Consider the following 12,694-nt stretch of genomic DNA (forward strand, 5'->3'; position numbering starts at 1 on the left):
TCAGAACGCGATGTTGCGGCCGGTCGCGAGCGTCTGCGCGCTAGGCAGGAACATTCCCACCACACGGCTCCAGCGCACCAGGGACGACGCATCGACGAACACCACGTCGTCGGGCATCAGATCGAAATCGTTCGCGAGCGCCATCGCGGCCGGCGATGTCGCATTCAGGTGAAAGACCGTCGGCGCGCCGCCGCGCCTGCTGCGCACGACATAAACCTGGCTCGCATCGCCCGAATACGGACTGACGCCGCCCGCATAGCCGAGCGCGTCGTTCAACGTCAGGCGCCCGTTGTTGAACGTCGCCGTCATCGTGTGCCCGACTTCGCCGAGCACGAACACCTTGCTGTCGCTGAGCGGATACACGCGCACGAGATCGCCGCTTTGCAGCAGGATCCGGTCGGGGTTGAGTCCCTGCTCGATCATGCGCGGCAGGTTCACCGTCACGGTCGCATCGCCGCGCGTGACCGCGACGCGTGCGCGATCGCCGTTCGACGTGAATCCACCTGCGCGATTGATCGCTTCGGGCAGCGTCATCGGCAGGTCGTTCATCACCTGAAGGCCGGGAATGCGGACTTCACCGTCGAGATAGATGCGCCGGCTGCGATACGCCTGAATCCGCAAGGTCACCTGCGGATCGCGGATGTAACGCGCCAGGTGGCGCGCAAGCAGGTCGCGCGCCTGCAATTCCGTGAGCCCGCCGACCTTGACGGGGCCGACATACGCGAATTGCACCACCCCGTTCGTGTCGACCGTATAGCCGGAAACGATCGCGTTCGAACCGGTCGTATCGATGCCGTTCGATGTCGCGACGACGGGCATGTTGAGTTCCGGGTGATCCCATACGACGATGCTGAGGACATCGCCGGGCCCGAGCGTGTACGGTCGCGCCTGCTGAAACAGCGAGAGCACGTCCTTCGGGATCGACGGCCCGGCCTTCGCTCGCGTCTGGTCGATCAGCGCGGCATCGATCTCGACGAGCGCGCCGGTGGGCGGCGCATCTTCGGTTACCGTGCCGCCCGTCGTGGCCGCAAGCGACGCCGCATGCGTCGCCCGGCCACAGGCCCCCGACGGATCCGCGGAAACGTCGGCCGGGCACCCACCGCGAAAAGTCATGCCCGGTGCAAACGCGCAGCCGCCGAGCCACGTCAGCGCGAGCGCGACCGACAGGATTCCGCCGCATCGTGCAACCCGGTGACGTACGTTCCGCGCTTCCTTCGATACGACGGACAGTGCTATCGTTCGAATACCGATCAGATGGTCAATCATATTTTTTGGCCTATGTGTTGGGTGGCTGCTCGAATCGATCCTCCACCGTCTTCTGTCAATCACGCGCATCGCAAAGCAACCGCACGCCCTGGCATATCAGCACTCACCCCGAAACGATCTCGCTTCTTGCCATTTCATGAAAATCCCGCACCTGCTTGCTGTTGCAACGAGTATTTCGCTCAGCGTCACCGCCCTCGCACAGTTCCCTGCATCCACCGCTTCCGCCAGACGCGTGCCCCACGCCACCCGCACGACGCAGACCGGTGCGATGCTTCCAGTTCCGGCCAGCGCGGCGAGCGACGCCGCATCGTCGGCCAGACCCGACGCACCGAAGCTGTCAGGCGCGACGGGCAAGCATCACGCACCGCTGACGCGTCGCCAGCACCTTGCCCGCTACCGCGACCGGAACAGCGGCGCCGCAAGCGGCACGACCGGCGACCCGTACCAATACGACGGCTGGTCGGCATCCTCGGCTTACGCCAATCCGGCCCCCACTTCCCCGTGATGCCGCCGCGTCGCGGGCCGGCCTCGCGACGTCGATCACGCACCGCATGCAGGCGTCAGTAAGCTCCCTCCCGTCGCATCACGACCTTGACGGTTCGCAGCAAGATGCCGAAGTCGAGCAGCGGCGACCATTGCTTCACGTACGACACATCGAGCGAGACGCGCTGCGCGTAATCGACATTGCTGCGTCCGCTCACTTGCCATAGCCCGGTAATGCCGGGCGTGCTCATGAGGTAGTAGTGCGCATCGCTGCCATAGCGGGCGAGTTCCTGGTCGACGATGGGGCGCGGGCCCACGAGGCTCATTTCACCGCGCAGCACGTTCCACAATTGAGGCAATTCGTCGAGGCTGGTACGGCGCAGGAAATGACCGACCGGCGTGATGCGCACGTCGTTCTTCAGCTTGAAATCCCGTATCCATTCCGCGCGCGCCTCCGGATCCCGGGCAAGTGTTTCGCGCAACACTTCGTCGGAATTGACGACCATCGTGCGGAACTTCAGGCACCGGAAACGCGTTCCATCCCGGCCGACACGGACGTGCCCGAAGATGGCCGGCCCCCCGTCGCGCTTCACGACAATAATTAGTATTACGAATAATGGCGCCAGAATAAAAAGAAGCGGAATCGAAAGCGCGAGATCGAAAACGCGCTTGAACACGAGCCGCAGCATTCGAGAGGCCACTACCGGCCCTTGTGCCGCCACACTGCGCGCCCGCCGGCCGAAGCGCACGAACAGCTTGAGCACTGCGAGCGCGAGCGTGCGTGCCAGCAGCATCCCGAGCCCGCTTGTGATCGTCCAGTAGATGAACCATAGTCCGCGTACCAGATGCAGCCGGTGCAATACGAAGAGCAATGCGTATCCGCCCGCCTGCACGATAAGCCACGCGACAATCGCTCGACTCATCAGGTTGACCGCCGAGCGTTCGCGAGTGCCGCGATACAGTCCGCATGCCGGAAACACGGACAGCGCGAGCGCAACCGCAAAAGCCACGAGCAAGCCATCGAATCCGGAGTGCGACAGGCCGTCGGCCGGAAACCCGAAATGCAATGCGCCAAAGGCGCCGACCACGATCAACGTGCCGTCGATCACGCGCAAGAAGAACCCGTCCATCATTGACCCCGACATATACGAAATATCGATTGATTATTTATTTCGCAATACTAATTTTATGACTTGACTGGATTATTTGAATCGATTAATGGCTACGCGCACGCCTGCATGCCGGCGGATCGGCTCTGCTGGAATCTGCCAGCCCGTTCCGTTGCGACGAGAATGACTTCGTTCCCGGACCGGCCCGAATCGATTGGCCTGCCGGAGCGATCAATGGTGTGAATGCCCGGATTCGACCGCTTCGCCCCCGCGTCGCGTCCGGATTTCGGAGTGTGGTTTCGATTCATGATCGGTCTATCGTTCTGGTATTCGTTACTGCGGCACACATCGTGTAACGCACAATCCGTGCCACTGTTACGAATTTTCTTGCTGCATTGCAAAAAAATGCCAACAAAACAATGACCTATGATTTTTTTCTCAAACCGTCTGATTAATTAAGCTTCCATGCGTAAAACGTTTGCGAATCGAGAACCGTGTCGCCCGTTACGTAACGACACCCCGTAACGCACACACGATGGAAATAACGCCAGCAATTCGATTCCATGTGTCAGACGCGGGAAAATGAGGGGGATATTTCGATGTCACCGGAAATCTTCCGGTTATTTTCCTGCATCGGATCTGGACGGGCTGTTCACTGGCGAACAAAAGGAAACGACTGTGCATTTCCGGTTTCCGCCAGAAATCAAATGCTCGATAAATGACGAGCGTCGCGAAGACTTGCGCTGGCGCGCATCTGCACCTCGCTTCGGCGCCGGTGAAATGAAATCGATCGTCATGGCCGCATGAACGCGCGCATCAGGCCGGTTTGCGCTGGCGAACCGGCTCACCCTTGAGCAGCACCGCCCCTTTTCCGCGCTCGCTCGACGCATCGCCCTGGTTCCTCAGCGGGCAATCGTTCATCGTCATCGGCAAACGTATACAGGTCGTAGCCATTCTTCTGCCTTGCGCTCGCACCCAGCCCCGCAAGTCGGGGGCGATGACGGGATGGCTCGATTTCATCGCGTTTATCACACCACGCCAGATTTCCCACACAGGGGGGCCATCCGTGCAGGAAGAGGATCGCCGGCCCCGAGCCAGCAGTGGCTACATCGATCGTGGTTCCGGTGGCGCTGATTCGCCGAACCAGAAAGTCATTCATATGGGTGTTCATGCTGTGCCTTGGCCCAACCGTCCCGGTCACGGTGGAGTACAGCATCGCGCCGCTTGGAAAGTCGCGGGTCAAGCTGATTGAGCCACCAAGGGAATAGGCGATCAAAAATCTGCCTCGCGTTGAACAAGCACGCAAGACGGGGACGGTTGGCGGCCGCAAATCGGCGCAATCGAGACGACTAGCGCGCGACAGTTTTCCGGTGGGCGCGGTACCAGTGCGAACACATCCGCGGTAGCTTTCAACGGAACACCCACCTGCGGGCAGTGGGCAGTGGGCAGTGGGCAGTGCCAATCGCGCTGATCCATGTTTCAGGAACACGACAATCCCCTGCTTCTTTCAGGCCACCTGATTCAATCGATATTTTCGACATCAATTGACACGAACCAGTCACAACCGCGCATCGCGACTGTCATTCAGCGCCATGTTTGATATGTGAATCACACAGATCGATTTCATTCCAGCAACTCGACCTGCATTTCAATCGACCGGGCATCCTGCATCGTAAAAAGACACATGGCCCGGAAATACGCGTTGGCAAACGAAAGCGTTTCACGGGCATACGGGTTGAAGCCGTCCACGGCGGCTATCCTCCGCCTGACAAGGATTTCAGCCCGATGCCTGCCGGAATGAACAGCTTCAGCACATCGTCGGTCGCCCCTGTGTTTAGTAGCGCAAGCGAAAAATCCTGATCAAACATCCATACCACCAGCAAGTTTTCAATGCCTGAAAAATTCACTGAATAAATACAATCAAAACGGTGTGTTTACGGCAAAAAATCGACGACCTTTAGCCCGCACTGCCCCACCCCACTCCCGCCTGCATTTTTCTCAACAATGATTACAAAAAATTACCAAGTAATACCGATTTAAATATACGATGGCGCACGTCCTTACGTTTTCCCGACACTCCCGTAACCCCCGGGAACGCGTCGCGCCGGAGACGGCCTGCAGGCGAATCGCCGCAGGCCGTCTCGGCAGCCGCGCGTCACGGGATCGCTTTTCAACCGGAGACCACCCATGGCAACGAACACGCCCGTGACCAGCGGCGCGAACGCGAACAGCCTGTTGCAACAGGCGGCGCAATCGATCATCAACGGCTCGACCGGCAATCCGTCGATGGACGTCGGCACGCTCGTCAAGACGCTGGTGAACGCGAAGACGGCGGGCCGGGCCGCGGCGCTGGCCGCGTCGCAGGCAACCGGCACCACGCAGATTTCCGCATTCGGCGCGCTGTCGTCGGCGCTGGGTGCGCTCGAGGCGGGCCTCACCTCGCTGACGAATGGCGGGCTGCAGTCGACGTTCACCGCGGTCGCAAGCGGCAAGGGCCTGACTGCGACGGCGGGTGCGGGCGCGGTCGCCGGCACCTACACGGTCGGCGTCACGCAGATCGCGACCGCGCAGGCGCTGGCTTCGTCGGGCTTCGACGGGAAAAAGGCGCTCGGCACCGGCACACTGACGCTATCGCTCGGCAGCCAGTCGTTCAAGGTCGACGTCAACGGCACGAACAACACGCTGTCGGGCATCGCGGCCGCAATCAACTCCGCGTCGAACAACCCGGGGATTAGCGCGACGGTCATCAACGGCACCGACGGCGCGCACCTCGTGCTCGCATCGTCGAAGACGGGCTCGGCGAACGCGATCAGCGTCGCGGTCGGCAACGTGGCCAACGACAACGGGCTGTCGAACCTCGGCGTCACGTCGACGGCCGACACGTCCGGCGGCGCGTCGAAGATCGATTCGGCGAACAGCGCGGCCGCGTGGCGGCAAAGCGCCGTCGCGCAGGACGCGAAGTTCACGCTCAACGGCATCGCGTCGACCAGCGCGAGCAACGCGGTGTCGGGTGTGCTGAGCGGTGTCACGCTGAACCTGTCGGCGGCCGCGGTCAGCGCGACCGATACGCAGACGCTGACGGTCAGCACCGATACGAAGTCGCAGGCAGCCACGATCACGAATTTCGTGAACCTGTACAACACCGTCGTCAAGACGACGGGCGCGCTGTCGAGCTACACGGCAGGGGCAAGCTCGCAGGGCGCGCTGATCGGCGATTCGACGCTCAACACGATCCGCAACTCGCTCGCGTCGATCGTCGCGCGCGGCGTCCCCAACGAGAACGGCAACGGGCACACGAACCTGTTGGCGATCGGCATCTCGCTCGAGAAGGACGGCACGCTGAAAGTCGACAGCGCGAAGCTCGACAGTGCGCTGACCAACAACCCGTCGGGGGTCGCGCGCCTGTTCAACTCGACGAACGGGATAGGCACGCGCCTGACCGAGCAGATCGCGCCCTTCACGAAAAAAGGCGGGATGATCGAAGTGCGCACGAACGCGCTGAGCGCCGACCTGAAGCGCATCACGCAGCAGCAGACGGACCTGGCCGACTACGCCACGCAATTGACCAAGCAGTACCAGGCGCAGTTCACGGCGCTCAACACGCTGATGGCCAAGATGAACTCGAACACGCAGTACCTGACGCGGCTGTTCGGCGGCGCCAACAGTAGCGGCACGCTGTCGAACAAGTGATGAGCGTCCGGGCCGCGCGATGATCGTGGCGGCTGCCGCCGGTCAATGGATCGACCGGTTCGCGCCGCGGCGCACGGTGTCCCGCCTGGAAACGTCGCTCACGCCCCGCGGAGCGCAAGCATGTGCCGGTTTTCCTTCCCCGGTTCGCTGCATTGCATGCAGGCAGGCATGCCTGCCCCGCGGTTCGCCGGAAACGGGCGTGCCGTCAGCCGAGACCTTCGACGCGATCGGCGAACAAGTCGATCGCACGCGACACCTGACGCCCGAAATAGCCCGGCCGCTCGCGCTCGTAGGCACGGAGCAGCGACGTGCATTCACGCTCCGCCCAGCGCCACACGGGGCCCTGTTTCGCAAAGACCGGGTGATCGTGCAGCTCGGCCGGTACCGTGTGCTCGTCGTCCCAGCCCCAGAAATAGGCCTGGTGCGCACGCGCGAACGGCATCCCCAGATTGCTCGCCACGGTCTCGTCGTGGCGCAGCGTGAAATCGACGATTTCCTTGCGCACACGGCCGCCGATATCGTCGTGACGCGCTTCGATCCAGCAGTGATACCTCGCCAGTTGCGACAGATGCCGCGCGGTGCGGCGCCGCTCGCGCGTCGTGCACAGCGCATACAGGTTGCCGCCGCCGAAATCCAGCACCTCCCCACCCGCGAATGAGCGGTAAGGCTTGCCGGTCAGCAGCGTCAGCACCTGCGCACCGACGATCGCATAGTCGGCACATCGCATGTAGCCGCTGCGCGTCGTCGCTTCGGACACGCTCCGGTGGACGACTTCATCGATCACGGCGTGCAGCATGGCGTCAACCGGTGCCGCCAGGATCGGCGGCTGGCTTGTCGTCGTGACTTGTTGGATGGAAAGCGGATGCGGATTCAACGGTTCGTCAGTAAAAGCGCTCGGCGGCGCAACATTACGAATCGTTACAAGAAGCGATGGGACGGGTTGATCAGATTTGTATGCTTTTGTCGTCCAACGTGAACATGCGCCGGTCAGCCGGCGGCAGCAGATCGCGGGACGCAACAGGGCGGATGGGCGCGTGGTGGCGTTGCGTTCGCGGCTCGCGGCTCGCGGCTCGCGGCTCGCGGCTCGCGGCTCGCAGGCGGCGCGATGGTGCGATGGTGCGATGGGATAGATGAAGATGGCGCCGTGCCTCGGCATCGTGCCGGCGGTACGCCGTCGTTCGCGACAACGGGCAGCCCGCGCGGCGGCCCAGCCGCTACAGGCGGCTTTGCCGCCTTCGCCAGCATTGAAAATCCCGGCAGGTTCGCCGCGTTAAGCGTTCGGCCCGAACGCCGCGCCGGGTTCACACCATCCAGCGCATGGCAGATACGCCACTAGCGCCGCGTGTCCAACGCGTGCGCGCCGCATCGCGACAAAGCGACCGTGCTTGCGGCCAGCGCGCGCCGCTACCGCGCGCTTTCCGCCGCACTCATGCGAGCGAAGGCGGCCGCCTGCCCGGCACGTCATACGGTCGCGCATCGCAAGACTCGGACGGCACACCACGCGCGCAATTACGCAGCGATCCGCCGGCGGAAATGCTCGGTGCCGGCCACGATCTTGTCGAGCACCGCATCGAGCGCCCAGAATCGTTCGCGCACGTCGTAGTCGATCGCGCGGCAATTGATCGACCCGAACGTGCCGATCCGCTGGTGGTAGAGCTTCGCGAGCGCCGGGTACCCCAACACCTCCGATACGGCCGAGACGACGAGAAACGTCGAAAGCTCGTCGGCCAGCGCCGGATTCGTATGTGCTTGCGTGCGCAACCACCGGTACAGATCCGGATGGAAGTTGGTGAACACGCCGTTGAAGCCGGCGGAACCCGCTTTCATCGCATCCCAGGCAATCGCGGCGTTCGCGTTGAGGATCTTCATCGGCGAACCCTCGGCGAGCGCGACCCGCCGCTTCACCGTCTCCAGGTCGCAGCTCACGTCCTTGAGCATCACGAACCGGCCCGTGTCGATGCACGCGCGCAGCTCGTCATCCGACAGCAGCCGCCGATAAGGCGCCGGACACTCGTACAACCCGAGCGGCAAATCCGCCGGCAATTGCGCGAGCAGCCGGTGAAGATGGTCGAGCAACGCGGCACTGCCCTTGCGCTGCGGATCGAGGCGATTGGTCACGAGCACGACGCCCTGCGCGCCCGATTCGGCCGCGGCGCACAGCTCCGCGACCTGCGCGTCGAGATCGTCGCTGATGTGCCCGGACGCGACGACGGGCACGCGCCCGGCCACCCGTTCGACCACGAAGCGCGCGAGCTCCGCGCGTTCGGCCAGGCTCAGGAACTGCATCTCGCTCGATTGCGCGACCGCGAACAACGCATCGGCGCCGTGCGCCAGATACCATTCGATCAGCCGCTCGAGCCCGGCGTAGTCGATCGCGCCGGCATCGTCGAACGGCGTCAGCATCACCGGTACGATGCCCTCGATGGTCACGTTCGATTGCTGCGGGTGTTGCATCTGTTTCTCCTTGCTTCAGTGAATGTTGGCCGCAAGCCGCGTGCTCAGGCCGGCAGTGGCCCGGGCGCGGCGTTCGCGGCCTGCTCGGGAATCGGCTTGCGCACCAGCAGCAGATAGGCCATCGCACCGGCGAACGCGATCGCCGCGGCCGTCAGCAGCGCCGGCACGAACGACCACTTCTGCGCAATGATGCCCGTGAGGATCGGCGCGAGCGCACCGCCGATGAACCCGCCGAAATTCTGGATCGCGCCGAGCGATGCAATGCGGCTCGGCGGCGCGGCCGCCGTCGCGAGCGCCCACGAGCAGGCCGACGCCGCGTTCGCGAGAAAGATCACGACCGAAATGCAGGCGAGCGCCACCGTGTTGCTCTGCACGAGCGCGGCGGGAATCGTGAAGGCGACCATCCCGAGCATCGCCACCACCACCGCATTGCGCCGGCTCACGACCGGCGAGCGGCTGCGGCGCGTGACCAGATCCGACAGCCAGCCGGCGAGCAGCGAGCCGACGAAGCCGCACAGGAACGGCACCGATGCGGCAAAGCCGGTACGGATCAGGCTCATGTGCCGCTCCATCGTCAGGTAGCCCGGCAGCCAGGTCAGGTAGACCCAGTTCAGGTACACGGATCCGAAGTAGCCGATCAGCATCCCCCAGGTCGTGCCGTGCGAGAACAGGCTGCGCCATTCGGCGAACGTCAGTTTCGGTGCCGCGACCGTGCTTTGCGCGTCGGCATCGAGATAGCCGCGCTCGGCCGAAGTCAGTTGCGCGCGCACCGGATCGCGGTACAGCGCAAACCAGACGACGGCGACGACGAGACCGGCCGCACCCGTCGCGATGAACGCCCAGCGCCAGTCGAACGATGCGACGAGAATCGACAGCAGCAACGGCGCAAGCGCGGTGCCGAGCGGCGACGCGGCGTTGAAGATCCCGGTCGGCATACCGCGCGCGCGCAGCGGAAACCAGTTGCTCACCACCCGCGCGGCCGACGGGAACTGCGGCGCCTCGCCGATGCCGAGCACGATGCGCGCGACGATGAACCAGCCGAACGTCGACACGATCCCGCCCGCCGCCTGCGCGAACGACCACACGATCAAGCCGATCCCGAGCAGCCGGCGCGGCCCAATGCGGTCGACCAGCCCGCCGACCGGGAACTGGCACAGCGCATAGCTCCACGAGAAGGCCGACAGCAGCAGCCCCATCTGCGCGAGCGACAGGCCGAGATCGCCGCGGATCGCCGAGCTTGCGACGGCCAGCGTGCCGCGATCGAGGTAGTTGACGATCCCGCTCGCCATCAACAGCGCGAGCGCGATGCGTTGCCCGCGCCGGATACGCGGCGGGGCGGGCGGGACGGTTGAGGTTTCGTTCATTGCGGTTGTCTCCATGTCACTGGTATCGGCCGGTTCCGGCCTGTCCGTCTCATGCGGAATTCAGGGGGCCATCCGCGCCACTTCGTCGCGCGCCGGGATCGAGGTCTGCGCGCCGTAGCGCGTCACGCTGATCGCGGCGGCGCGCTGGCCGAAGCCGATCGCGTCGTCCATCGATGCGCCGCTCGCGCGGGCGGCCGCGAACCCGCCGACGAACGTGTCGCCGGCCGCGGTCGTATCGACGGCGACCACCGACATCGCACGCAGGCGGCCGTTGCCTGCGCCGCCGCGCCAGCACACGCCGCGCGCGCCGAGCGTGACCAGCACGTTGCCGACGCCCTTCGCGCACAGTGCATCGGCAGCGCGCACGGCCGACGCATCGTCGCCGACGGCGATGCCGGTCAGCGACTCGGCTTCGGTTTCGTTGACGACGAGGTAGTCGACCCGGGCCAGCAGCGCGTCGAACAGCGGCTGCGCGGGCGCGGGATTGAGCAGCACCGGCGTGTGGTGCGCGGATGCACAGGCAATCGCGCGCGCCACGGTGGCGGCCGGCACTTCGAGCTGGCACACGAGCAGCGCGGCGCCGCCAATCGTTTCGCGTGCCGCATCGATCCGGTCGGCATCGAGACGCGCATTCGCGCCGGGCACAACGACGATGCTGTTCGCGCCGCCCTCGTCGACCGTGATCGCGGCCACCCCGGTCGCCGTGCCGCCGATCCGGTCCAGGTGCGTCACGTCGATACCCTCGGCCGCCAGCGCGTCGTGCAGGCGCGCACCGAACGCGTCGTCGCCGACGCAGCCGATCATCGCGACCGACGCGCCCAGGCGCGCGGCCGCGACCGCCTGGTTCGCCCCCTTGCCGCCGTGAACGGTCTGGAAATCCATGCCGAGCAGCGTCTCGCCCGGCACCGGCAGGCGCGGCGCACGCGTGACGAGGTCGATGTTCACGCTGCCGACGACGGCGATGCGCGGTGGATAGATGTCGCTCATTTCTGAATGTAACCGCTTACATTTTCGGCGAACAAAATGGCCGAAATGGCCGTCGTCGATGAAAATTTCACGATATGGATAGAATGTGTGTCTGACATAATACGGAAGCACGTCAAGATAGCGCTTACATTCTCACAGGGGAGAGCAGGAATGCAAGCGGTGCCACCACGATTCGAGGGTAAACAATGACGCATTTGACAACGCGCGGCGCCGTCACCGGCACCACGCCGGGAGACGGTCGATGAGCGCGCCTCCGTCCCGCGCCGGCGCGCCCCGGGCTCGCCGCGGCAGCGGCCGCTCGGTGCTCGGCGATGTCGCGAAGCTGGCCGGCGTATCGACCGCGACCGTCTCGCGCGTGTACAACGATCCCGGCAAGGTATCGGCCGACGTGCAGCAGCGTGTGCGCGACGCGGCGCGCGTGCTGAACTGGATTCCGAATGCGGCGGGACGTGCGCTCGCGTCCACGCGCACCCACATCACCGGCGCGATCATTCCGACGCTCGACGACCAGGTGTTCGCGTCGCAGGTCGCGGGCATGCAGACGGTCATGGCCGAGCACGGCATCACGCTGTTCCTCGGCTGCTCGAACTACGATCCCGCGCAGGCGCTGGCCCAGGTGCGTGCGATGCTGTCGCGCGGCGTGGAAGCCGTGTCGCTGGTCGGCGAAGCGTATCCGCCGGAACTGTTCGAACTGCTTGCGATGCACCGCGTGCCGTACGTCGTCACGTATGCGTATCGCGACGACAGCCCGCACTGCTGCATCGGTTTCGACAACCGCGCGGCGTTCGCGCGGCTCACCACCCACCTGCTCGACCTCGGCCATCGCGATTTCGCGATCATCATGCAGCCGTCGGCCGACAACGACCGCGTGCAGGCCCGCCTGCGCGGCATTCACGATACGCTGGCCGCGCGCGGGCTCGCGGTGCGCCCCGTCCATCAGCACGAAGGCGCGGCCACGATCGCATTCGGGCGGGCGAGCCTGAGAGCAATCGTCGACAGCGACGCGGCGACGCGGCCGACGGCCGTGATCTGCGGCAACGACGCGCTCGCGCTGGGCGCGTTGCTCGAGGCGCAGGCCCTCGGCATCGAGGTGCCCGCGCAGTTGTCGATCACCGGGTTCGACGACATCGCGCTCGCGCGCGAGATCCAGCCGCCGCTGACGACGATGTGGGTCGACACGAACGCGATCGGGCGCCAGGCCGCACAGGCGTTGCTCGACGCGCTCGAGCACGGCGCAACGGGGCCCGGTCATGCCGTGCTGCCGGAGTTGCGCACGCGGGAATCGGCTGCGCCGCCGGCACAGGCGCGCACGGCGCGAAAGAAATGAAGACGCGCCGGGCG

10 protein-coding genes are annotated in these 12,694 nt (G+C 64.8%); 3 read left to right on the plus strand and 7 right to left on the minus strand.

Annotated features, from left to right (window positions below; all coding sequences use genetic code 11):
• A complete protein-coding gene (locus B7G54_RS18160; protein WP_425266499.1) occupies positions 1-1,335 on the minus strand; it encodes a polysaccharide biosynthesis/export family protein in 1,335 nt (444 codons plus the stop codon).
• Between the two features lie 199 nt (positions 1,336-1,534).
• Here B7G54_RS18160 and B7G54_RS38660 point away from each other — a divergent pair, with 199 nt between their 5' ends.
• Positions 1,535-1,771 carry a hypothetical protein gene (locus B7G54_RS38660; protein ID WP_133059186.1) on the plus strand — a complete coding sequence of 79 codons (237 nt, stop codon included), beginning with the start codon at positions 1,535-1,537 and terminating at the stop codon, positions 1,769-1,771.
• 55 nt (positions 1,772-1,826) lie between these two features.
• Here B7G54_RS38660 and B7G54_RS18165 read toward each other — a convergent pair whose 3' ends face one another.
• Positions 1,827-2,879: a sugar transferase gene (locus B7G54_RS18165; protein WP_085040314.1), complete on the minus strand. Its 1,053-nt coding sequence runs from the start codon at positions 2,877-2,879 to the stop codon at positions 1,827-1,829.
• Between the two features lie 1,602 nt (positions 2,880-4,481).
• Positions 4,482-4,607 carry a hypothetical protein gene (locus tag B7G54_RS40005; RefSeq protein ID WP_279628080.1) on the minus strand — a complete coding sequence of 42 codons (126 nt, stop codon included), beginning with the start codon at positions 4,605-4,607 and terminating at the stop codon, positions 4,482-4,484.
• 438 nt (positions 4,608-5,045) lie between these two features.
• Here B7G54_RS40005 and fliD point away from each other — a divergent pair, with 438 nt between their 5' ends.
• Positions 5,046-6,548: a flagellar filament capping protein FliD gene (fliD, locus tag B7G54_RS18170; RefSeq protein ID WP_085040315.1), complete on the plus strand. Its 1,503-nt coding sequence runs from the start codon at positions 5,046-5,048 to the stop codon at positions 6,546-6,548.
• Between the two features lie 205 nt (positions 6,549-6,753).
• On the opposite strand, the gene B7G54_RS18175 is transcribed toward fliD, so the two are convergent.
• From B7G54_RS18175 to rbsK, 4 genes are all read right to left on the minus strand, one after another.
• The gene (locus B7G54_RS18175; RefSeq protein WP_106408988.1) at positions 6,754-7,344 is read right to left on the minus strand and encodes a hypothetical protein; all 591 of its coding nucleotides are present in this window, start codon (positions 7,342-7,344) and stop codon (positions 6,754-6,756) included.
• Between the two features lie 713 nt (positions 7,345-8,057).
• On the minus strand, positions 8,058-9,002 hold the full coding sequence (locus B7G54_RS18180) for a dihydrodipicolinate synthase family protein (protein ID WP_085040316.1): 945 nt from the start codon (positions 9,000-9,002) through the stop codon (positions 8,058-8,060).
• A gap of 44 nt (positions 9,003-9,046) precedes the next feature.
• A complete protein-coding gene (locus B7G54_RS18185) occupies positions 9,047-10,366 on the minus strand; it encodes an MFS transporter (RefSeq protein ID WP_085040317.1) in 1,320 nt (439 codons plus the stop codon).
• Positions 10,367-10,426: 60 nt separating this feature from the next.
• Positions 10,427-11,353 (minus strand): ribokinase, encoded by a 927-nt coding sequence (rbsK, locus tag B7G54_RS18190; RefSeq protein ID WP_085040318.1) that lies wholly within the window; start codon positions 11,351-11,353, stop codon positions 10,427-10,429.
• A gap of 241 nt (positions 11,354-11,594) precedes the next feature.
• On the opposite strand from rbsK, the gene B7G54_RS18195 reads away from it, so the two are divergent.
• On the plus strand, positions 11,595-12,680 hold the full coding sequence (locus B7G54_RS18195; RefSeq protein ID WP_085040319.1) for a LacI family DNA-binding transcriptional regulator: 1,086 nt from the start codon (positions 11,595-11,597) through the stop codon (positions 12,678-12,680).
• Positions 12,681-12,694: the final 14 nt, after the last annotated feature.

The organism is Burkholderia puraquae (assembly GCF_002099195.1).
Taxonomy (GTDB): Bacteria; Pseudomonadota; Gammaproteobacteria; order Burkholderiales; family Burkholderiaceae; genus Burkholderia; species Burkholderia puraquae.